Origin of the sequence: Rhodococcus sp. NPDC056960 (assembly GCF_042674125.1) — a bacterium.
Taxonomy (GTDB): domain Bacteria; phylum Actinomycetota; class Actinomycetes; order Mycobacteriales; family Mycobacteriaceae; genus Rhodococcus_F.
Genome location: NZ_JBHURF010000026.1, coordinates 37126 through 58893, shown reverse-complemented (window position 1 = coordinate 58893; position 21768 = coordinate 37126). Strand labels below are relative to the sequence as shown.

The following is a 21768-nucleotide window of genomic DNA, read 5'->3' as shown; positions in this document are numbered from 1 at the left end:
AGGACGGATCCTGGCTTGTGGGAGAACACGATCGGGGAAGGCCTTCGCCGGTTTGCCATCATCAACTGTCTGGACGCCGAACTCGGCGGTCGGATTCAGCTGCCGTGCTGCGGCGCACAGTGAGCTCAGACGGCTCCGCCGTCGATGCTGTAGGTGGCACCGGAGATGAAGCTCGACGCGTCCGAACACAGCAACAGTGTCAAGCCGTCGAGTTCATTCGGCTGGGCGAGTCGGCCGAATGCAGAGTCGTCCGCAAACGCTTGGGCGATCTCCGGGATGTCGCTGAGGCGGGCGCCACCGATGTTGGTGTCGAATGCTGATGGTGCGATTGCGTTGATTCGAATACCAGTCTTCGCCAGATCCTTCGCTGCGTACTTGACCAGAATGGAGATAGCGGCTTTTGAGGCGGCGTACGGGTACCCTGCCATGGACAGGAATCTCAGCGCGGCGACGGAAGACGTCACGACGATTCGGCCGCTGTCACCGGGTGTCAGGTGGCGGGCTGCGGCGCGGAGGGTGCCTGCAGCCCCGGACAGGTTGATGTCCATCACCCGCCGCCACACGTCGGCATCGAGTTTCGCCAGCGTTCCTTCGTCGGTCAACGGCCCATGGCTACCGGCGATTCCCGCGTTGGCGATCACGATGTCCAGACGATTGTGTGCCCTTTTGGCGGTAACGAGAGTCGACTCGACCGCATCCCAGTCGGACACGTCGACGAGCGCACCGTGCACGTCGAGGTTCTCGGCTCGCAACTGGCCGACGACGCGGTCGAGTTCTGGTCCGTTGACGTCGGCGAGGGTGACGACGGCACCCGCTCGGGCCAGTGCCGTTCCCATTCCGAGGCCGAGTCCGCTGGCGCCGCCGGTGACGACGGCGACGCGCCCGGTGACATCGAATAATCTGTTGTGGTTTTCGGACATACGAATGCCTTGTCTCCTTGATTGGTCGAGCCGAGTCGTGGCGTCCTATTTCACGGAATGAGCACTGCGCGTCCAGCGACGAGCCCACGTTCGAGACGGTCGAAGACGTCGTTGATGGCAGTGAGCGGGTACTCCTCGACGTGGGAGACGAGGACACCCCGTTGTGCCAGCGCGAGTACTTCTGCGAGCTCGTTCCGCGAACCCCAATTGCTCGTGGTCAACGATGCTTCTTGGGCGACCCCGAAGAAGGAGTAGGGAACGCTGCCTCCCGCGAGGCCTACCAGCACGAAGATCCCTTGCTTGCCCACCGATGCGGCGCCGAGGGCCATCGTGCTGTCCACCCCCACGAAATCGATGACCGCGTCGGCGCCCTGACCGCCGGTGAGTTCTTTGATCTGCTGTTCGGCGTCGTCGGAACGCGGGTCGATCACGACGTCGGCGCCCAGTGTCAGCGCCAGCTCACGTTTCGCTGGATCGGTGTCGACCGCAATGACACGCGCCGGTGTCAGCAGTTTCAGGAATTGGATTCCGTACTGACCGAGGCCACCCACGCCGATCGACAAGGCGCTGCTCCCGGGTACGAGGCGCGACAAGGTCTTCGTCACCGCCGAGTACGGCGTCAGTGCTGCGTCGGTCAACGTTGCCGCCATCACCGGGTCCACTCCACCCGTAGGTACGAGTACCCGGACGGAGGGCACGACAAGGTACTCGGCGTAGCCGCCTGCCGGGCCTATTCCACCCCACAAGAAGGTGTCGCAGAGTTGTTCTCGACCGCCGAGGCAGAACCGGCAGTTGCCACAACCCCAGCCGCCGAACACGACGACCGCGTCGCCTATCTCGAAGCCATGTGAATCGGCACCGGGTCCGAACTCTTCGATCCAACCGGCGTTTTCGTGGCCGAGCGTCTGAGGTAAGCGAATGGCAGGGACATCTCCGCGTTTGATGTGCAGGTCGGAATGGCACACCCCTGCCCCTGCGATTTTGATGAGTACTTCTCCGGGGCCCGGTCGCGGTCGAGGTAGATCCTCGATGATGAAGTCGGCACCCTGAGTGTGGAGTCGTGCAGCTTTCATGGTCATGTCCTGTTGTCGTTGACGTTCGTGGTGTGGGCTAGAAGTGCGGATAACAGCGAACTGCCGGAGGACTTGGTAGCGGTGAGTGCCGATTGCCTGACGGATCTCCCTGCCGGTCGATCACTGGACGAGAGTGTCGATGGTGTGACTGAGCTTGCGGCGCATGATTTTCCCGCTCGACGTCTTGGGTAGATCGCCGACGAAGCGGACAATGCGCGGTCGCTTGTAGGCGGCGAGGTGTTGTGCCGAGAAATCGATGATCTCCTGCTCGGTCAGGGTCGAACCGTGTGCGCGGACGACGTACGCGCACGCGAGCTCGCCTTTGGTCTCGTCGGGCACTGCACCGACCGCGACCATGGCAATGTCGGGATGTGCACTGAGCACCCGTTCGATCTCCGCGGGATAGATGTTGTATCCACCGGTGATGATCAGGTCCTTGAGCCGGTCGACGATGAAGAGGAAACCGTTCTCGTCACGTCGTGCGACGTCCCCTGTTCGTAGCCATCCGAACTTGTCGAGGACCTCGTGGGTAGCTGCCTCGTTCCCGAAGTAGCTCTTCATGACGACGGGGCCACGTATCAGCAGCTCTCCGGCCGCGCCGTCGGCGGCGTCCCGTGTCGGATCTTGCAGGTCGGCCAGCCGCACCTCCATTCCGGGGAGGGGGATGCCGATCGAGCCTCTCGGCCCCTGAGCGTGAAGGGGATGTGTCGTGCCCAGCCCTGCCAGTTCGGTCATGCCCCATAGTTCGATCAGGGGAGCATCTGATCGTTCTTCCCAACGCTCGATCGTGGCTTCCGGCATGGTCTGGCCTCCGACAGTGGATCGTGTCAGTGAGGACAGATCGGCGTTGTCCAGTGCGGGATGCGACAGCATGGCGGCATACATCGCGGGCACACCCTCGAACATGGTCGCGCGGTGTTCACCGATCCGCGCGAGGGCTGCCGCCGGGTCGAAACGCTCCATCAGGACCACCGTGCCACCCGCCAACCAGGTCGAATTGATGGCCACATTGCCGTAGACGTGGGGAGCAGGTAGTGCCGTGACGACGACGTCCGCGTCCGTGCGTCCGTGCATCGTGGCGGTGAGTCCGAAGTTCGCGATCACGGCGCGGTTGCTCTGCACGGCCCCCTTGGGGTGCCCGGTGGTGCCGGAGGTATATCCGATCGTGCACGTGTCGTCGAGACGCGGCCGGTGCTGGACAGAATCGGCTGGGGTGTCCAGAAGAGTTCGGAACGCCACCGTGCCGGGCACCTCCGTAGAACCGAACACGATCACATCGCATTGCTGGGGGATCCGTGCCGTCGCCTCGACGAGTGTGCCGGCCTGATCCGCACCGACGAAGACCGCTGCAGAGCGGGCGTCGCGCAGGACGTACTCGACCTCGTCCGTTGTCAGCATGACGTTGATCGGATTGACCACGGCGCCGGCCTTCAGCGCGCCGTGATAGGCCACGAGCCATTCCCACCGGTTCTGGGAGTACAACGACACGGTCTGACCGGGTTCGACACCGCGTGAGTGCAGAGCGCCGGCCACACGACTACTGGCAGCATCGAGTTCGGCGAAGGTCATGATCCGATCGTGCGTGACCAGTGCAGTCTTGTCGGCGAAGCGGGATGCGGCATACGGCAGGACCTGAGCGGGGCCGTTGAGCATGATGTTTGTTCCGTTCGTGGAGTTTTCGGGTAGGGCGAGGAACACCGACCGTCCCGAGCGGTCGACGTCGAGAGAAACGTGCGAGGGGTGGTCGCTAGCGGCACACGGATTTCAGTGTCTCGGCGGGAAATTCACCGAAGCTGTCCCGATAGAAACTGGCGAAGCGGCCGAGGTGTTTGAAACCCCATTTGTTGGCGATGCGGGCGACGGTGTGCGTCGCCGGATCAGCAACTTGCAGATCGCTTCGAACACGATCGAGACGTACTTGTCGCAGATACGCCATGGGCGTGGTGTCGAGATGCTTCCTGAAGCACACTTCCAACGACCGCACACTCGAGTGCACCCGCTCGGCCAGATCCCCCACCGTGGTGAAGGCCAGGGGGTCGTCTTCGATCAACGTCTGTGCGTCCCGAAGCGGACCTACCGGACACGACCTGACCGGGCCGTGGATCAAGTCGGAGAAGTTGCTGGGTTGGGACAACACCAGCGACGTGGTCACGACGTCCGTCAGTAACGCAGCACCACGCCGGTTCTGTGCGATGCCATCCGCCTGGGTCAGTTCGATACGAAGCATCTCGAGGGCCCTTCCGAGCGCGGCACTGTTGCCGTTGGACAGGTCGAACTCGGGGTGGAACTTCACGGGATCGGCGATCGGTCTGCCCAGCATCTGGACGAGTTGCCGTTCGAGGAGTTCGGCATCGATTCGCACGGTGAGCAACTCCGTCTCCGGTGCCCAGTTCTCGAAGTAGGTGGGCTCATGCGGACAGAGGATGACACCGCGGCTGCCGGACACGACATGGGTCGAGCGCCCGGAGATGACATCCAGGCTTCCCTCGCTGGCGAGCCAGAGGACGTACCACGACGGCGGCAGAGCTGTCACCCTGACATCCGTTCCGAACGAAACCTTGCCGAAGACCAGTCCGGGAAGCCTGGAGACTCGCACCTCGACGTTGACGTCCCGGTCAGTGCCGAGGACGTCGAGGCGGGACGGCGCGTACGTCTCGATGATGACGTCGAGAACCGTCTCGGGACGAAGAACCGTCAGTCCGGTGACCAGATCGGTCGATGAACGTTCGGCCACCATGGCACCTGATACCTCCGGATCCGGAGCGATTGCCTTACTCACTGTCGCGGTCATGCTTGTTCATCCCACGGCAAACAACTCGGCCCGACAACGCTGATTCGCGTGCCTGTTCTTTCAGCTCACACCCTCGCCGGGGTAGGAGAGCCCAGCCTGGCGGCAAGCCACGCTCCGGCGTCGGTGACGGACCGATCTGCTTCGGGAGCTCGACCGGCCATGAACTGGAAGACGTGCTGCTGCCCCTCTTCGACGACGAAGGTGACGTCGACGCCGGCCTGCCGGGCCCGCTCGGCGAACCTCTCCCCGTTGTCGAACAGGCATTCGATGTCGCTGGCGGTCAGGTACACCGGCGGGAAGCCCGTCAGATCCGCACGGAGGGGATTCGCACGCGGGTCGGCTGCAGCACCGGTGTCCTGGATGTATGCGGCAGCCATGTCTTCGCACAGCGGCCGCTTGGCCAGCGCGTCGAACTGTTCGTTGCTGTCGAGTGTGCCGGGCAAGGACTCCAGGTCTAACCACGGTGAGAAACCGAGCACGCCGGCCGGAAGCTCGATCCCGTTGTCGCGCAAGCGCACAACTGTCGCCAAGGCCAGGCATGCTCCCGCGGAGTCGCCGGCGAAGCCGATGTGTGCCGGCTCGAAGTCCTGGTCGAGCAGCCACGTGTAGGTGGCCTGCGCATCGTCGATGGGCGCCGGGTAGGCGAACTCGGGTGCCTGACGGTAGTCAAGAAGCAGCACTCTACGGTTGGCGGCCTTGGCGAGATGACCGGCCAGCTTGCGGTGGCTGTGAATGCTCTGGACCACGAACCCGCCGCCGTGGAAGTAGACGATCACACCGTCCTGGTCGCCGTCCTCGGGTTCGCACCACATCCCGGGTCGTCCGCCGGCATCGACGTCGCGGTAGGTGACGCCCGTCGGCTCTCCTGTGACGAAATGGATCTGGTCGAGCAGCGCCCGCCGAAGCGCGAGGTCGATGTCTGGAGCGACGCTGAGGACGGCGACGGTCGCTTCGTAGTGGGCTTTGAGCGCAGCAGATTGGGGACTGGGCATCGATACTCCTAGTTTTCGAGTGAGGTCACGTGTCGAGGGAGGTCACGGACGGTGGCGGTATGGGCTCCGAGAGCGCCGGGGTGTTCGTAAATTCGGTCGGGCACCGGCCACGGAGCAGACCCGCCGCCGAGGACAGGTGAAGTGCGATTCTCACCGTTCAGGGCATGGCGGAGGATCCCCCGCTGGTGCCACACAGGGTCGTTCGCGACTTCGTCGATCTCTCGGACGGACTGAGCAGCGATATCTCGTTCGGCAAACGCTGCAGACCAGTGCGCGCGGGTACGTCGGCGAAGGGCACTTTGGATCTGTTCGGTGAACTCCTCGTCGTCGCAACCGGTAGGTGCAACGGGAGTGGAAGTCGAGAGCCCGAGTGCCGCGCGTAGATCGTTCGTCTGCCCGGGCGCGGCGGCGAGGAACAACCAACCGTCCGAGGCCTGGTACAGCCGCTGCAACGGCGTCCAGCCGTGGCTGTCGGGCCCGGACGGTTCCGGAAGTCTCGCGGCGTCGGGCCCGCCGTCGAAGAGGTAGATCGCCTGTTGGAGGGTGGCCACATTGGTCAGGGACGTGCTGATGTGCTGGCCACGGCCGGTGCGGCTGCGATGGAACAATCCCAGGACCGCTCCGAGGGCACCCATGATGCCGGTGTTGACGTCGCAGACGAGGTAGGGCTGGTAGGTCGGCCATCCGTCGGAACCGCCGTAGCGGCTGGACAAGCCGGTAACGGCGACCGCTTGGTTCTCGTGACCGCGGCGGGCACGCCACGAACCGCTGCGGGCGTATGCGCCCATGGAGACGTACACCAGGTCGGGGTGTCTTTTTTGCAGACCGTCGTAGCCGAGGCCGTATCGTTCGATCGCGCCGTAGGCGTAGTTCTGCAGGAGCACGTCGCTCTCGTCGACGGCTGCACGCACGGCAGCGAAGTCGTCGGGGTCCTGAACATCGAGGAACACCGTTTGCTTGCCGCGGTTCGTGTATGAGCCGTGGAATCCGTTGTTACCGTGCGGATCCGGGTTGGCGATCTTGACGACCTCGGCCCCGAGGTCCGCCAGCAGGCGTCCGGAGATCGGCCCTGCGACGACCTGGGAAAACTCGAGTACCTTCACACCCGCGAGGGGCGGCTCGTCTACCGCTGTCGTCGGTGCGTGCGTCCGTGCCGGCTCTGCGAGGAGTCGCGCGATGGCGTCCGAGTCGCCGCCGAGGGGAGATCGGGGGCGAAGGACCGCTGGTGCCTCGCTGAGCTCCAGGGCGACCCCTCCCATCGTCAACGATCCGAACTCGGGATCGTCGAGCTCGACGACCGTGCGTGATTGTCGGGCATGGTCGTTCTCGAGCCAGGCACGCGGTGTCCGGACCTCGGCGGCCGGGCTGCCGAGCTCGAGGACAATACGCTCCCAGTACTCCGCCGGCCGGGTAGCGATGAGCTCGACGAACCGTCGCTCGGCGACTCGTTTGAGGATGGGATCGGTGAATACCTTCCTCATGTCGCCGAGTCCGTCCGCACACCAGGCCTCCCACACTCCTGCCTCGGTGAGCAATCCTTCGACGAACCGCGGGTAGGACACCTGATCGAGGAATCCGCCGTCGCTGCATCGGTAGGAACCGAGGAACGCCTTGGGAAGATCCTCCCGGGGACCGACGAAGTCCGGAAACTCGAGATGGAAGCCGACGACTTCCAGCATCGCCTCCGAGAGCGGCACTTCCAGACGATTTCCTCGTCCGGTGTGTTCACGGTGATATAGGGCAGTGACGATGCGGAGGGCGCCGAGAATGCCGGCGGTGTTCGACGCCAAGGGGAGTGCCGTGAGCAGAGGGCGACCGGGGTCATCGACGGGGGAGTTCGTGCGTGCCTTCCAATCCCAGTGCTCGGACAGACGACGGTAGCCTGCCGTCGCCGCCAGCACGACTCCTTCCCAGGCGGGAAGCGCCGAACGGGGGTCGCACGCAGCGAACCCAGGCAACGAGCAGTACACCAAGCTGGGATTGGCCGCGGTGAGCTCAGCGGAACCGAGACCCAGTTTGTCCATGACACCTGGGCGGAAGTTCTCGACAACGACATCCGCCCGTCGGCACAATTCGCGCGCTGTTTTCCGGTCCCCGTCGCGAGAGAGGTCGAGATTGATACGTCGTTTGCCGCGGTTGAGGTAGGCGTCCGGCAGCCCCGCCAGCCGGGGTCCTGTCGGTGGGTCGATGTGCACGACATCGGCACCGTTCTGCGCCAGGAGCTCGGCGGCGAGCGGGCCCGCGACGTACTGGCCGAAATCGATGACGCGAACGCCGTCGAGGGCACCAGGCATGCGTTTCCTCCAGAACAAACATCGAGTAGAGATTCACATCACATCCGATGTGGATGCCGACGTTAGTGGCTGAAATCTGAATCGAATGTCCGCGGAGCGCGGCGCAGTATCCACCGATCGCGGTGTTGCGACGAATCTTGTCCTTCCGGTTGCTGCTCCCCAGATGCCTGGTCAACATGCAACGACCCGTCTCCAAGAAATGCAACCGCCCCCGCGGTGCGGTATTCGGGAGGGGTTTGCCTTCTACGATCCCAGCCATCACGAGGAGTAGTTCCGTATGTATGCCATTACCGCAGCGACCGGTCGTTTCGGCCGACCTGTCATCGACAAGCACCCCGCCTGCAGCATCAGGGCCGCAGTAGTGCATCCGGGCACGTTCTTCTCCGGGGGACCGGCGTCTCCAAGATGGATGTCCCGATGGTGTGGGCGCCGGGTTCCGATGGCAGAGATCGATGACAGACGGCGAACTAGCCTGTAGCCACGTGTGAGCGCTATAACGCCGTGACGGCATGGCGCGGGAATTACCACAGCGCGAGCGGTGATCCGGCGGCCTCTGCGGCGCGGATCCGTTCTTCGATGACCTCGGCATCTTCCTTGTTTGCAAGGCCGATGCGGACGGCCGCCGCGACGGCCCGGGTTCGGCCGGCCGCTCCTCGGACCTCGGCGAGGGCGCGCAATGTTGCGGCGCCGAAGGTAGCAGGTTATGGGACGACCCTTAGGGCGTGTGACAAAATAATGTCGCTTTGCCCGGATTCGGGCGTTACGGTTGTGCTATGACGGATATGGCGGACTCGGTGGCGCGGCGGTATGCCGTGATGCGCCCGCATTTGACGGAGTTTCAGCGGCGGTTGTGGCTGGGTGCGGAGGCCGCCGAGTTGGGGTCTGGCGGGGTCGCGATCGTGGCCGAGGCGACCGGGGTCGCGGCCGACACGGTGCGTCGGGGTCGCAAGGAAGCGGGGAACGGGAAGGCTCCGAGTCCGGGGCGGTCCCGGCGACCGGGGGGTGGTCGTAAGCGCGCCGAGGCCCATGACAAGGGTCTGGTGGAGTCGTTCGAGTCGTTGATCGACCCGGTGACCAGGGGTGATCCGATGTCGCCGTTGCGGTGGACCTCGAAATCGATTCGCGCCTTGACCGCGGCTCTACGGGGCAAGGGGCATCAGGTCAGCGATATGGTGACCCGGCGGCTGCTCAGGGAGGGTGGGTACAGCCTGCAGGCAGGCGCCAAGACCATCGAGGGCAACCAACACGCCGACCGCGATGCCCAGTTCCAGTACCTCAACGACCAGGCCGCCGACCACCTCGATGCCCGCGATCCGGTCATCAGTGTCGACACCAAGAAGAAGGAGCTCGTCGGAGCCTACAAAAACGCTGGCCGGGAGTGGCGACCGTCCGGCGAACCGGAACAGGTCAAGGTCCACGACTTCGTCGACCCCGTTCTGGGCAAGGCGAACCCGTACGGGGTGTACGACGTCGGCGCCAACACCGGGTGGGTGTCGGTGGGCACCGACCACGACACCGCCGCGTTCGCGGTCAACACCATCGCAACCTGGTGGCATGAGGTAGGCAAACCCATGTACCCCAATGCTTCCCGTCTCATGATCAGTGCTGACGGTGGTGGTTTCAACGGGTACCGCACCCGGCTGTGGAAGACCGAACTCGCCAAGTTCGCCGCCGCCACCGACCTGACGATCACCGTGTGCCACCTGCCGCCGGGCACCAGCAAGTGGAACAAAATCGAACACCGGTTGTTCTCCCATATCTCGATGAACTGGCGCGGGCGGCCATTGACCAGTCACGAGGTGATCGTCGAGACCATCGCCGCGACCACCACCAGCACCGGGCTGACCGTCCTCGCCGAACTCGACCAGGCCGAGTATCCGAAGGGCGTCAAGATCCCCGACAAGGAGATGAAGGCCCTTGAAACCCAAGGAATCCTGATGCGCCATGAGTTCCACGGCGAGTGGAACTACACACTCACCCCGGCACCCGACGACACGCCCGAACCGAGCTAGATTAATTCATCACAAGCCCTTAGCGCTTGATCTCGGCGAGCTGCCGCTTGATTTCGGCCGGATCGAAGTAGTCGCGCCAGACGGTGATCATCCCATCCTCGACCGTGATCGTTCCCATGACCGGCAGCGAGATCACGCTGCCACTGGAGTGATAGAAGTCATCGACCCGCTCGTTGAGTACGACGTTGCCGACGGCCGCGATGTTCACGATCTTCCAGTCTGCGCGGAAGTCCGTACCCATCCCGAAATCGAGATGGAACTTGCGGACGTTGTGGCGGCCTGTGATGTCCGGATACGGCACATTGTCGTAGAGCACGTCGTCGGAGAGCATGGCCAGGGCCTCCTCGACGCGATTGGCGTTCCAGTGCGCGATGAATGTTTCAGCGATCTCGGTCGGGGTGGCGGACATGGCGTGTCTCCTTTGGTGTGTGGGATAGCGAGAGCGTCTTCTGTTTTTTGCGGTGTCCCGTCGACCTGCGATCCGCCCGTAGGTGGGCGAGGGCCGATCAGGGACTCGCAGCTGACTTCGTCTAGATGATTACGAGTGCTAGGCAGCGGCGTCGAGTTGCTGGGTGAGCTGAAGCATTTGTTCGACGTGGTAGATCTCGCTGATCTTGCCGTCGACAACGCGGATGATGTCGCATCCGTTGAGGGCTACTGGTTTGCCGGTGGCGGCGAACCCGAAGGCTTCTCCGGTATGGGTCGCGGTCATCCGCCAGTGAAGGACCACCCAGCCGCCGGGAAGCTCCCCCTGGAAAAGGATCCGGTGCTGTGTATCGGTGAATCCGTCACGCACCGCGGCGATCAGCGATCGCATGCCCTCGATCGCCGAGGCAGCACTGGGATCGGCGGGATTGTGGTCGATGAGATCGGGAGCGAACACCTCGTCCGCTCCGGCGACGTCGCCGGTGTCGTAGAGCTCCAACTCGCGGAAGGCGACCCTCAACGCGGACGAGGTGGTCGAGCGCACCATCTCGCTGGCGGTGTTGGCCGTAGTGATCGCGGTGGCCGTCGGGGATGTGGTGGTCGTGGTGGTCATGCGGTTCCTCCGTGGTGTGAAATGCGGCTGACGTCGTTTATAGTTCCCCGAGGGAACCGGTTCCCTCAAATGAACTAATGGGAGAATTGTGAGTGATCTGGAACACGCCCTGCCGGAATGTCCGGTCGCCCGGTTCCTGACGGTGTTGGACGGGCCCTGGGCGACGCTGATCGTGCGGGACTTGTTGACCGGCCCGAAACGCTTTACCGAGCTGCGCACCGGACTACCGGGTATCAGCCCGAAGACCCTCTCCTCAAGGCTCCAACGATTCGTACGGACAGGGTTGGTAACCCGCACCGCCTATGCAGAGATCCCACCCCGCGTTGTGTACGAACTCACCCCGGCAGGCGCACGGCTCGAGGTCGTACTGGACACGATGGCCGCCTGGGCCGAACAAGACCTACCCCGGATCGGCTGACGCACTGCACCTGTCGGGCGGTCGATGAACGTCGAGCACTACCCATCGCACAAGTCCGCCTACCCGCTACAAACCGTGTCCTGGTAAGGGTTCCGGTAGTAATGGTGCAGCAGAAAACAACGAAGTTCGCGTAACACCTGGGCGGCAGGACCGATACCGAGGAATCTCTCAATTGTCTACGAGAGTTACCGCTCCAACTTCCCGGCATCCGACTACCGGCATAGTGAACCCACGCAAGAGCGGAGGAGCAGAACTCGGTGTGTCGGCAGTCCCAGTTCCGACAGTGGAGGCTCAGCGAATTCCTTTCGGATCCCAGCCGAGAGCTCTGGAGATACTTGCTGCCACGATCTGCGCGGCGGGAAGTGCCGCCATCGCAGTACTTGCGTCGTTGGGAAGTAGCAGGGACAGCGCGGCTATGACTGCTTTCGTACTGTCGCGAATCGGCAGCCCTAGTCCGGTGACGCCCTCGTCGATCCATCCATCGGTTCGTGCGTAACCCTTCAATCGGACATCGGCCAGTACTCGATCGAAACCGGCAGTAGTACGCGGCGTCTTGCTCGTGAAACTCGGAAGTGGCGAGGACAAGACGGCTTCCTGAGTCTGCAGACTCGCGAAGGCGGTGAGGACAAGGCCAGCGGCTGTGATGGATGCCGGCATCCGGCCGGCCACTCGTGCGATGTTTGTGACCGCGGTCGGCGCGGAGAGGCGTTCGATGTACAGGATGTCTGTTCCCTCCAGAATAGACAGCTGAGTGTGCTGCTGAATGGCCTCTTGGAGGTCCTCCATGAAGGGAAGAGCGGTACTGCGCAGTTTCAAGGTCCGAGATTCGCGGGAGGCCAATTCCCAGAGTCGAACTCCGGTCTGGATACCTCCATCGGCAGGGTCGAGGAATCCCTCACGAAGCATCTCGTTGATGAGGCGATAGGTGCTTGCGGCTGGAAGACCGGTTCGTCGCACGACTTCAGCGCGTGTCATGATCGACTGTCCCTGGTTGAAGGACTCCAGGATCTTGACTATCCGACTCAATCCCGTCTCGCCGGGAACCTGACGTTTCATCCCGTAATCGTCACATCCAGGTGGGTTCCATTCCAGCGCGATCTGTTCCGCGCCCGGGCGCAGACAGTTCGGAAATTATACTCTCCAGGTCGATCGAGAAGGCTGCGGCGACGGTCTCCGGGCCAGTCCGCCGAGCGGTTTCCAGAGAAGCGCACAGTCGAGAATGTCGTCGTCGATGTGGCTGTGCCATCTTCTTTTCCGCGTAGGTTCGGCCCGGAAAGTCACTGATCGGCCTCATCGAGGAAGTCGAGGATCACCTTCGACGTTTCGTCGGGTCTGTCGAGTTGAGGTAGGTGGCGTGAGTCGAGGATAACCGCCTTGCTGTTGGGAATGGTCGCTGCCAGACGGGCCGCCCAGTCGGGTTCGAAGAGTTCATCATGTTCGCCGGCCACCAACAGGGTGGGGGTGACCGTTTCGCGCAGTTGGCCGAGCCAGTGGTCGGGCTGCCGATTTCGAAGTGCGTCGGGAATGGGCATGGCTGCAGAGGCGAGGGCCCTATAGTGTCCCGGCGCGTGTGCCCACTTCAGCCGAAGTTCGACCTGGGTGGTGAACTCGTCGGTTTCGGTCATCAGATAGCGGACTACTCGCGCGAGATCCGAATGGGTGCCGTCCCACCGCCCGAGTTGGTCCTGCATGACGGGTGTCTTCCACAGCCCTCCGGAGCCGCCGATCGATGTCACCGACTTCAGGGGGAATGGAGCGGTCGGTAGCAGCCGCACAGCGACCGAGCCACCGAATGATGCACCGATGACGTGAACCGGCTCGACCACGTTCGCCGATGCGAGGACCGCAGTGATCTGCTTGATCCTGGGAGCGTAGGTCGATCGGTCGAAGTAGGTTACTTTGTCGCTGCCCCCGAAGCCGAGGAAGTCCGGGGCGATGACGTGATAACGCTCGGCGAGGATCGGTATGCAGCGTCCCCAGGTCACGTCGCTGGCCCCACCCCACGCCCCGTCATGGAGGAGCATCACAGGGGTTTCGTTGTTCTCTCCCGCCTCGAGATACCGGGTGGTGAATCCTTCCGTGTGAACGAATCGTTCTCGGAACACTTCGGTCTTGTCAGGTGTATGCGTCAGCTTCATCGCAGTGAGATTTCCTTCGGGTGTGGTTGTGAGGCCGAGCCGTGCTCGGACGGGTCAGCGGAGTGGTTGCGCGAGCGAACGGTCGCGTCTGGCTTTTCTATGACCTCGCGGGTTGCTTCCTGTCGCCCAGGTCGCGCAATGCGGTACGGCTTGTTTCCGAGGTCGACAGCGACGCCACGACGGCTATCGCGGCGAGGCCGGAGATGATGCATGCCACCACTGACCACTGGGCCGAATTCGTGCCGACCCAGGCTGTCGCCAACAGCGGGGAGAAGCCGGACATCAGCATGCCAACTTGGATCCCGATGGCGGTCCCGCTGTACCGCACCCGAACTGTGAACAGTTCGGAGAAGTAGGCGGGCGTCGTGCCGTTCCCGATGGCGTAGATGATTCCGTTCATCAGGATTCCTGCCCCGATGATGAGGAAGTAGTTCTGGTGTGCAATTCCGAACATGTACGGGAACGAAGTGACGGCGCAGCCGACGGCCGCGGCCGCGAAGACGGGCTTGCGGCCGAACCTATCGGACAGATACCCGCCAATCGGAGTGAAGATCAGCGCGCAGAGGTTGAAGGCCAACAAGATGTAGAGCATGGTCGTACGCGACAGTCCGGCGGCCGTCGTCGCGAAGGCCAACCCGAAGACCATGACCATGGTGTATGTCGCCTGGTAAACGGCAAGGCCGCCGACTCTGAGAACGTCCGCCCAGTGGTTTTTCGCAAGCTCGACGACGGGAAACTTCGGTGCGGACTGCTCGTCCTTGACCTCTGCGAACACCTCGGATTCCACCAATGTACGGCGAACGAGAAACGCGATAGCCAGAAGGATCGCACTGGCCCAGAAGGGAATACGCCAACCCCACGATAAGAGTTGATCATCGGGCAGCGTGGAGATCGGAATGAAGACGATGGTGGCGAGCACGAAGCCGGAGACAATGCCGCTCTGAATCCAACTACCGTAGAACCCACGCCGTGACTCCGGGGCGTGTTCGAGCACCAGGGAGCTCGCTCCGGCCGTCTCGCCGCCCGCGGACAGCCCCTGCAGAAGTCGCATCGCCACCAGCAGTACGGGCGCAGCCACACCGATCTGACGGTAGTCAGGCAAGCACCCGATGACGAAGGTACTGGCACCCATGACCGCGAGCGCCCAGATCATGACTCGCTTGCGCCCGAACTTGTCTCCGAAGTGCCCGAACACCACCGCACCGAGCGGGCGGGCGATGTAAGCGACACCAAAGGACGCGAACGAGGCCAGTAGCCCGTGGGCACCAGCGGCAGGAAAGAAGACGCGACTGAAAATCAGGGCAGCTGCAGATCCATAGATGAAGAAGTCGTAATACTCCAACGCGCCACCCAAGTAGCTGGCGATCACGGCCTTCCTGGCCTCGCGCGCCTCCCGCGGTGATCTCTCCGCCGGTCGGTGCGGCACCAACGACTCGTGTACGGGGATGTCAGTGGACATAGTCGCTCCTTGTGACCGTGCCTGCCGAGCTGGTGAGAGCAGGTGGTGGCGGCACGTGTGAAAAGTTGACGGCAGGATCGATGCCATCTGGTTGATCGATCGCTACAGCACACTTCACGGAGGGGTTGTAATCTACAACACTCTCTCCCAGTCACCGATAATCCACACGCATTGGCCCTGCTCGACGAGGGCGAGCGTCGGGGAGCGTGCGGTGCCGGAATCCCGGCACCGACGCGGCCGCGACGTTGACCGAGCCTCCTCCGGGTGCCGCTCCATCCTGGCACGACGAAGCGCAGGCTCCTTTTTACCGCCTCCGGGACAACGGAGTTCGATAGGGGAGGGCGCACCTCGATCGACGCCGACGCATCCGGAATGGAGACTCCCTCGGTGGACCTGGCGCCGCGTGTTCACAGTTCACTCGCGAGGAGAATAATTCTCGGTCACCGAGAGTCGGGTGGTGCCGCGGTCTCCGTTCGCGACACCCTGTAACCACGACCACTTCAGGACGCACTTGCGGTTCGCGTCGCAGCCAGCTGGCCGGTCCGACGCTGCGGGAATGCCCGCCGGAACCGCCCTAAGGCGGCCTGCCGGGAACGCTGCAGCACTCATAACATTTGCGAGGAGTCATCATGAACGTCAACGAGCCACCGACCACGACCGTCCAGGAATTCGACGCTGTCATCGTCGGCGCGGGATTCGCCGGTCTGTACGCACTCAAGAAGCTGCGGGATCTGGGTCTTTCGGTGAGGGTCCTCGAAGCAGGCGCGGGGGTGGGCGGCACCTGGTATCACAACCGGTACCCAGGCGCTCGCTGCGACATCGAATCGTTGGACTATTCCTATTCTTTCGACAACGATCTGCAGCAAGACTGGTCTTGGTCCGAACGCTACGCAGCGCAGCCGGAGATCTTGCGGTATCTCAATCACGTGGCGGACCGTTTCGATCTGCGTAAAGACGTGCAACTCGAGACGTTCGTCTCTTCTGCTGCGTACGACGAGAACGCGCGCGCCTGGTGCCTCGAAACCGAGGGCGGGGATCGGTTCGAATCCCGCTACGCAATCATGGCAACTGGTGTCCTCTCCGTCCCCCAGGTCCCTGCCGTCGCGGGGCTCGAAGACTTCACCAAACCGTGGTACCACTCCGGTGACTGGCCGCGTGAAGGAGTCGATCTTCGTGGCAAGCGTGTGGCGGTCATCGGCACCGGATCTTCCGGTACTCAGATGATCCCGCTCCTGGCGCAGGAAGCGGACGAACTACTGGTATTTCAGCGCACCCCGAACTTCTGCATGCCGGCCCAGAACTATCCGATGAATCCGAGTGTCGAACGTGAGTGGAAAGCGAACTACACGCAGCGGCGCGTCTTCGCACGCCAGTCGAGTTTCGGACACAACCAGGCATCCAACCCCGCAGCGGGAAAAGATCTCACCGCATCACAGCGGCGTGAAGAACTCGAATCGCGCTGGAATCTCGGGGGACTGTACATGATGCGTGCGTTCAGCGACATTCTCACCGACCTGGACGTCAACGAGGAAGCATCGGAGTTCGTTCGCGCGAAGATTCGGAGCATCGTCGCGGACCCACGAACAGCAGAGGCCCTCTCTCCGCGCGGGCTGCCGCTGGGCACCAAGCGACTGTGCTCGGGCACGGGATACTACGAAACCTTCAACCGGGACAACGTCACGCTCATCGACACGCGGACCGCGCCCATAGAGCGGCTCACCGCGAACGGCGTGCTCACCGCCGACGGCGAGCATGCGGTGGACGTGATCGTGTTCGCGACCGGATTCGATGCAATGACCGGTGCCCTCAACCGCCTCAACCCTGTCGGGCGGGACGGCACGCAGCTCCGACAGCACTGGGCGGGCGGGCCACGAACCTACCTGGGACTAGCGGTGCATCACTTCCCGAACATGTTCATCGTCGCTGGCCCCGGAAGCCCGTCTGTGTTCAGCAATATGGTGACCTCCATCGAACAACACGTCGAGTGGATTGCCGATGCGATCGTCTACCTGGATTCTCTCGGTAATGCGACGCTGGAGGCCACGGAGGTGGCCGAAGAACGGTGGGTCGCGCACGTCAACGACGCCGCGGCCTCGACGCTGTACCGCGATGCACGTGCCACCTGGTTCTACGGTGCCAACACTCCGGGAAAGCCCGTTGTATTCATGCCCTACGTCGGAGGGGTGGGGAACTATTGGAGTCGTATCGTCGCCGTCGCACAAGCGGATTATGAAGGCTTCGATCTTCGACAGGTCGCCGCAGTCACTTCTTGATTCGAGCCCGCACCACCATCCCGGTAGCGGCGCACTTTCCGGTGCAGTATTTCCCGACAGCTCCCACCTCCGCCACCGTGGCATCACGGCGGCCTGAGCCAGGACGGCAACCGGCCCATCGCACTCCGACGCACCGCCAGCCAACAACCCGCCCGTCAAGTTGACAGCACCGTCGAGCTCGATACGGACTACTACGACCGCGGCAACCAAGCCCGCCACGTCGCCCACGGTCAGCTCACGGATGCCACCAACATCCTCGACGGCATCGAGGACGAAGCCGACAAAATTCTCGCTGACCTGCTTCGCGTACTCGACGACATCCGTTACCGAACCGCGAGGCTGATCGCCACTTCACACCGACGGGTGCGGCTCCATCGCGTCTGCCGGACATGGTTCGCGGATACGAGGACGTCAAACTCGCCAACGTCGACCTCTACCATGCCCGTCTCGCCCAACTCGGAATCAAATCGGACCGAGTAGGCAGTCAGCGCGCTGCCACCGCGCTATCGTCAGACGCTTTGGGCGCAAGCGAGGGCGGTGGTATCTAGAATGGGGTAGTTGAATCGCAAGGAGACCCTATGGGCAGGTGTTGGTCAGCCCGAACTGCGCGCATCGACGAAGCGGCCACGGCGCGCTGAGGGGCCAGCCATGCCGGACGACGCCACCGAGCACACACAACGCCAGGTCGACGCCGACATCGTCGCCGAGTTGGCGGCTGAGGGCTTCGAGGATGCGTGCATCGCCGGCCGTGGCGGCTTCGGCATTGTGTACCGGTGCCGGCAACCCGCCCTCGACCGGTTGGTCGCCGTCAAAGTTCTGAGCCCGGATCCGGACCACATGGATCGCGCACGTTTCCTGCGTGAGCAGCAGGCCATGGGAAGATTGTCCGGGCACCCGAACATCGTCCACGTCCTGCAAGCCGGAATCACCTACACCGGACGTCCCTACATCGTGATGCCGTTTCATCGCCGCGACTCCCTCGACTCCTGGCTCACCACCCACGGAGCGTTGACGGTCGACGAGGCGCTGGCCGTGGGTGTCAAGCTCGCTGGTGCTCTGGAAACCGCGCACCGCGGGGGAGTGCTGCATCGCGACATCAAACCGGCGAACATTCTGCTGACCGAGTATGGCGAACCGCAGTTGACCGACTTCGGTATCGCCCGGATCACCGGGGGTGAGGAGACCACCCGGGGTCTGGTGGCGGGATCTCCCGCCTACACCGCCCCGGAGCTGCTCAGCGGAGCGGACGCGTCGACCGCCAGCGACGTCTACGGGCTCGGTGCCACACTGTTCACCGCGCTGGCGGGTCGGCCGGCGTATGCCCGGCGCCGGGGGGAACAGGTCTTCGCGCAGCTGCTGCGTATCGGCTCGGAGCCGCTGCCCGATCTTCGGGATCAGGGTGTCCCTGACGCGGTGTGCACGGTGGTCGAGGCGGCGATGGCGCGGGAGCCCGCGGACCGTCCCGCCACCGCTGCGGAGCTGGGCGGCGCACTGAGGGGGGCGGGGGAACAGGTCGGGCTCGCTCTGGCGAGTATTCCGCTTCCGATCGTCGGTGACGAGGACCGTCCCTTCCGGCCCTCGGGCGAGGTGCAGGTCGGTGTGTCGGATTACCTTCGATACCGTCCCGGCAGCGGTCCCCGGCGGGAATCGGCGCCGCCGAGTGCGTCGACCAAGTTCCGTCCACCGGTCACGCCGGGTGTGGCGGTGGCGCGCACGCACCTGCTCGACCGCCTGCGCCGCAGCGGCCGTCCTCGCCTGGTGCTCATCCACGCGCCCGCCGGGTTCGGTAAGAGCACCCTGGCCACTCAACGCCTCGAGGTACTGCGGGGGGAGGGGGTGGCCACGGCCTGGCTGACGATCGACAACGACGACAACACGCTCATCTGGTTTCTTACCCACCTGATCGAGTCCATTGCCGTCGCACAACCGGGCCTCGGCCGGGAACTGGTGCGCGAACTCGAGGTCCACGGCGTCGGCCGCGAGCGGTACGTGCTCACCGCGTTGATCGACAAGCTCCACTCCACCGATCAGCACGTGGCCCTCGTCATCGACGACTGGCACCGCGTGAGCAACGACGACACGCGGGCCGCGCTGGCGTTCCTGCTCGAACACGGCTGTCACCACCTGCACCTGATCGTCACCAGCCGCACCCGGCTCGGCCTACCCCTCAGTCGCATGAGTGTGCGCAACGAACTCATCGAAATAGACTCCGCAGCACTACGGTTCGATGTCCGCGAGTCGACACAGCTGCTGGTCGACCGCTCCGGACTCGTGCTGGGAGAACCCGACATCGTCGAACTCGAACAGTCGACGGACGGGTGGGCCGCGGCACTGCAACTGGTCTCGCTGGCACTGCGCGATCACCCGCACCCCCGCGAGCTGATCGACCACCTGTCCGGGGGAAATCGGGCCATCGGGGAGTACCTCGCCGAAAACGTCCTCGGCAGCCTCGATCGACGCACACTCGATCTCCTACTCACCACCTCGATCACGGAGAAGACGTGCGGCAGCCTGGCACGCGCACTCACCGGCGAGCAGGATGGGCAAGCGGCACTCGAGGACGTCGAGGCACGTGATCTGTTCCTGCGCCGCCTCGACGACGAGGGGGAGTGGTTCCGCTATCACCACCTGTTCGCCGAATTCCTCCAACGCCGCCTCGCGCGCGACGACCCCGATCGCGTGATCGAACTCCATCGGAAAGCCGGCGGGTGGTTCGCGGGCCGGGACCTTCTCAGCCAGGCCGTCGATCACTACCTCCGCGCAGGTGACGAGCACGACGCCGCCGCACTCGTCGAGAACGCCGCGGTGAACCTGCTCGAGCAGTCGCAGATGGGAACGCTGCTCGGTCTCGCCGCGAAACTGCCGGCACAAAGCACCACCGATCGCCCCCGGCTGCAGATCGCACTCGCGTGGGCGCACACGCTGCTCCATCACCCCCGCGACGCCGAGCACTGTCTGTCCGTCGCGGAGGCAGCACTGACCAGCGGAGTCGAGGACAGCGCGGCAGCGGATATGCGCGTCGAGGCCGCCTTCATCCACGCTACAATCACCGTCTTCGACGACGAAGTCGACGGACTCGACGAGGCCGTCGAGGGATGCATGGCACGGGCGAGCACACTGCGACCCTGGCTGTTGTGCGGAGCAGCAGATGGCGCGTCGTTCCGCGCCATCTACCGATTCGACTTCGACGACGCTCTGCGCTGGCAGACATGGGCGCTGCCCTACCATCGGCGCTCCACCGGTCCCTTCAGTGTCATGTATGGATACTGCATGGCCGGAATCGCCGCACGAGAACAGCTCGATCTGCCGGCCGCGGAGGCGAGTTTCCGGCACGCCATGGATCTGGCCGCCGAAGCGGAAGAGGGTGTCGGCTACGGAACCCGGCTGACCGCAGCCCTGCTCGGCGACCTGCTCTACGACCAGGGACACCTCACCGAGGCCGACCATCTCCTCGACCTCAGTCACACATTAGGGTCAGAGGGCGGCACCGTCGACTTCATGCTCGCCACCTACGGAACGGGCGCACGACTGAAACGCCTGCTCAAGCAGCACGATGCGGCGAAGGAGCGCCTGGACGAGGGAGCCCGGCTGGCACACCAACTGCGGTTGCCCCGCCTGGCAGCCCGGATCACCAACGAACGAATCCGAGCCGGGACCGGACACGCGCCCTCCGATACTTTGGCCATGGACGCCGAGGGTGCGACGCTCCTCGCTGACGGGAAGCAGATCGACGGCCTCGGCGACGGCGCCGGTGAGAACCGGCAGCAACTCGACCGGGACAACGGAATCGCCGTCATCACCACGGAATTGGTGGAGGACTCGGTGATTCGTGAGGCACTGGCGGCACAGATCGAAGCGCAGGATCTCGAGATGGTCTACGACAGGGCGCACGCGCTGGTCGAGTCGATCGATCGACGGGTCCGTCCGCGAGCGTTCCTGAACGCCGCCCTGCTTCAGGTGGAAGTCTTGGCCGCCGCAGGACGAGACGACGTCGCGTTGACGGAACTGATTCCGCTCGTCGAGCAGTGTGCTCGTCTCGGGCTTGTACGGCCGGTTCTCGATACCGGATTCGCGGTGAGCCGGTTGGCACGAAGTCTTCGCACGCACCTGCACAGGCGCGCCGACGCTACCGCGTCCACCGTCCTGGACGAGTATCTCGCCGACCTGGGGAAACAACCGACCTGACCAAGACATCCAGGTGTCCGGCAGCCGACGTGGTGCTGTTATGGATCCCGATCCGCAGCAACTGGTGAGACAACGCACTGGCGACCGCACCCGCCGCGCGGTCATTTCGACTTGCATGCCCGACACTCCGAACCACTGGCCGAATAGTACGCAGTCCTGGACCGACTCGACCAG

The 21768-nt window shown here is 63.7% G+C and carries 14 protein-coding genes and 2 pseudogenes; 4 read left to right on the top strand and 12 right to left on the bottom strand.

Annotated features, from left to right (window positions below; translation table 11 throughout):
- Window positions 1-125: 125 nt before the first annotated feature.
- From ACFTWF_RS33785 to ACFTWF_RS33755, 7 genes and pseudogenes are all read right to left on the bottom strand, one after another.
- Window positions 126-920 carry an SDR family NAD(P)-dependent oxidoreductase gene (locus ACFTWF_RS33785; RefSeq protein WP_378465436.1) on the bottom strand — a complete coding sequence of 265 codons (795 nt, stop codon included), beginning with the start codon at window positions 918-920 and terminating at the stop codon, window positions 126-128.
- A gap of 50 nt (window positions 921-970) precedes the next feature.
- Window positions 971-1570, bottom strand: a complete 600-nt coding sequence (locus ACFTWF_RS33780) for a zinc-binding dehydrogenase (protein ID WP_378465495.1) — start codon at window positions 1568-1570, stop codon at window positions 971-973.
- 42 nt (window positions 1571-1612) lie between these two features.
- Window positions 1613-1993 (bottom strand): annotated as a pseudogene (locus tag ACFTWF_RS33775) (alcohol dehydrogenase catalytic domain-containing protein); the annotation flags it as partial.
- A 120-nt stretch (window positions 1994-2113) separates the two neighbouring features.
- Window positions 2114-3646 carry a class I adenylate-forming enzyme family protein gene (locus ACFTWF_RS33770; RefSeq protein WP_378465435.1) on the bottom strand — a complete coding sequence of 511 codons (1533 nt, stop codon included), beginning with the start codon at window positions 3644-3646 and terminating at the stop codon, window positions 2114-2116.
- Window positions 3647-3740: 94 nt separating this feature from the next.
- The gene (locus tag ACFTWF_RS33765) at window positions 3741-4784 is read right to left on the bottom strand and encodes an AraC family transcriptional regulator (RefSeq protein ID WP_378465434.1); all 1044 of its coding nucleotides are present in this window, start codon (window positions 4782-4784) and stop codon (window positions 3741-3743) included.
- Between the two features lie 65 nt (window positions 4785-4849).
- Window positions 4850-5776, bottom strand: a complete 927-nt coding sequence (locus ACFTWF_RS33760) for an alpha/beta hydrolase (RefSeq protein ID WP_378465433.1) — start codon at window positions 5774-5776, stop codon at window positions 4850-4852.
- An 8-nt stretch (window positions 5777-5784) separates the two neighbouring features.
- Window positions 5785-8070 (bottom strand): CaiB/BaiF CoA transferase family protein, encoded by a 2286-nt coding sequence (locus ACFTWF_RS33755; RefSeq protein WP_378465432.1) that lies wholly within the window; start codon window positions 8068-8070, stop codon window positions 5785-5787.
- A gap of 815 nt (window positions 8071-8885) precedes the next feature.
- Here ACFTWF_RS33755 and ACFTWF_RS33750 point away from each other — a divergent pair.
- Window positions 8886-10070 (top strand): annotated as a pseudogene (locus ACFTWF_RS33750) (ISAzo13 family transposase); the annotation flags it as partial.
- Between the two features lie 31 nt (window positions 10071-10101).
- Here ACFTWF_RS33750 and ACFTWF_RS33745 read toward each other — a convergent pair.
- The gene (locus ACFTWF_RS33745) at window positions 10102-10491 is read right to left on the bottom strand and encodes a limonene-1,2-epoxide hydrolase family protein (RefSeq protein ID WP_378465431.1); all 390 of its coding nucleotides are present in this window, start codon (window positions 10489-10491) and stop codon (window positions 10102-10104) included.
- Between the two features lie 138 nt (window positions 10492-10629).
- A complete protein-coding gene (locus ACFTWF_RS33740) occupies window positions 10630-11121 on the bottom strand; it encodes an ester cyclase (RefSeq protein WP_378465430.1) in 492 nt (163 codons plus the stop codon).
- Between the two features lie 88 nt (window positions 11122-11209).
- On the opposite strand from ACFTWF_RS33740, the gene ACFTWF_RS33735 reads away from it, so the two are divergent.
- On the top strand, window positions 11210-11539 hold the full coding sequence (locus tag ACFTWF_RS33735) for a winged helix-turn-helix transcriptional regulator (RefSeq protein ID WP_378465429.1): 330 nt from the start codon (window positions 11210-11212) through the stop codon (window positions 11537-11539).
- Between the two features lie 291 nt (window positions 11540-11830).
- Here the strand turns inward: ACFTWF_RS33735 and ACFTWF_RS33730 are convergent, their stop codons facing one another.
- From ACFTWF_RS33730 to ACFTWF_RS33720, 3 genes are all read right to left on the bottom strand, one after another.
- Window positions 11831-12595, bottom strand: coding sequence for an IclR family transcriptional regulator (locus ACFTWF_RS33730; protein ID WP_128639665.1), 765 nt, complete (start codon window positions 12593-12595; stop codon window positions 11831-11833).
- A gap of 221 nt (window positions 12596-12816) precedes the next feature.
- Complete coding sequence (locus tag ACFTWF_RS33725; RefSeq protein ID WP_378465428.1) at window positions 12817-13677, bottom strand: alpha/beta fold hydrolase; 861 nt, start codon at window positions 13675-13677, stop codon at window positions 12817-12819.
- A gap of 97 nt (window positions 13678-13774) precedes the next feature.
- The gene (locus ACFTWF_RS33720; protein ID WP_378465427.1) at window positions 13775-15046 is read right to left on the bottom strand and encodes an MFS transporter; all 1272 of its coding nucleotides are present in this window, start codon (window positions 15044-15046) and stop codon (window positions 13775-13777) included.
- A gap of 719 nt (window positions 15047-15765) precedes the next feature.
- Here ACFTWF_RS33720 and ACFTWF_RS33715 point away from each other — a divergent pair.
- Window positions 15766-17409: a flavin-containing monooxygenase gene (locus ACFTWF_RS33715; RefSeq protein WP_378465426.1), complete on the top strand. Its 1644-nt coding sequence runs from the start codon at window positions 15766-15768 to the stop codon at window positions 17407-17409.
- Window positions 17410-18057: 648 nt separating this feature from the next.
- Entirely contained in the window at window positions 18058-21594 is a 3537-nt protein-coding gene (locus tag ACFTWF_RS33710) for a protein kinase (protein WP_378465425.1), read from the top strand.
- Window positions 21595-21768 lie beyond the last annotated feature (174 nt).

Excerpts from the sequence above, each read along its gene's own strand:
- ACFTWF_RS33785 (WP_378465436.1), bottom strand. The coding sequence starts at position 920 with ATGTCCGAAAACCACAACAGATTATTCGATGTCACCGGGCGCGTCGCC.
- ACFTWF_RS33780 (WP_378465495.1), bottom strand. The coding sequence starts at position 1,570 with ATGGCGGCAACGTTGACCGACGCAGCACTGACGCCGTACTCGGCGGTG.
- ACFTWF_RS33770 (WP_378465435.1), bottom strand. The coding sequence starts at position 3,646 with ATGCTCAACGGCCCCGCTCAGGTCCTGCCGTATGCCGCATCCCGCTTC.
- ACFTWF_RS33765 (WP_378465434.1), bottom strand. The coding sequence starts at position 4,784 with ATGACCGCGACAGTGAGTAAGGCAATCGCTCCGGATCCGGAGGTATCA.
- ACFTWF_RS33760 (WP_378465433.1), bottom strand. The coding sequence starts at position 5,776 with ATGCCCAGTCCCCAATCTGCTGCGCTCAAAGCCCACTACGAAGCGACC.
- ACFTWF_RS33755 (WP_378465432.1), bottom strand. The coding sequence starts at position 8,070 with ATGCCTGGTGCCCTCGACGGCGTTCGCGTCATCGATTTCGGCCAGTAC.
- ACFTWF_RS33745 (WP_378465431.1), bottom strand. The coding sequence starts at position 10,491 with ATGTCCGCCACCCCGACCGAGATCGCTGAAACATTCATCGCGCACTGG.
- ACFTWF_RS33740 (WP_378465430.1), bottom strand. The coding sequence starts at position 11,121 with ATGACCACCACGACCACCACATCCCCGACGGCCACCGCGATCACTACG.
- ACFTWF_RS33730 (WP_128639665.1), bottom strand. The coding sequence starts at position 12,595 with ATGAAACGTCAGGTTCCCGGCGAGACGGGATTGAGTCGGATAGTCAAG.
- ACFTWF_RS33725 (WP_378465428.1), bottom strand. The coding sequence starts at position 13,677 with ATGAAGCTGACGCATACACCTGACAAGACCGAAGTGTTCCGAGAACGA.
- ACFTWF_RS33715 (WP_378465426.1), top strand. The coding sequence starts at position 15,766 with ATGAACGTCAACGAGCCACCGACCACGACCGTCCAGGAATTCGACGCT.
- ACFTWF_RS33710 (WP_378465425.1), top strand. The coding sequence starts at position 18,058 with ATGCCGGACGACGCCACCGAGCACACACAACGCCAGGTCGACGCCGAC.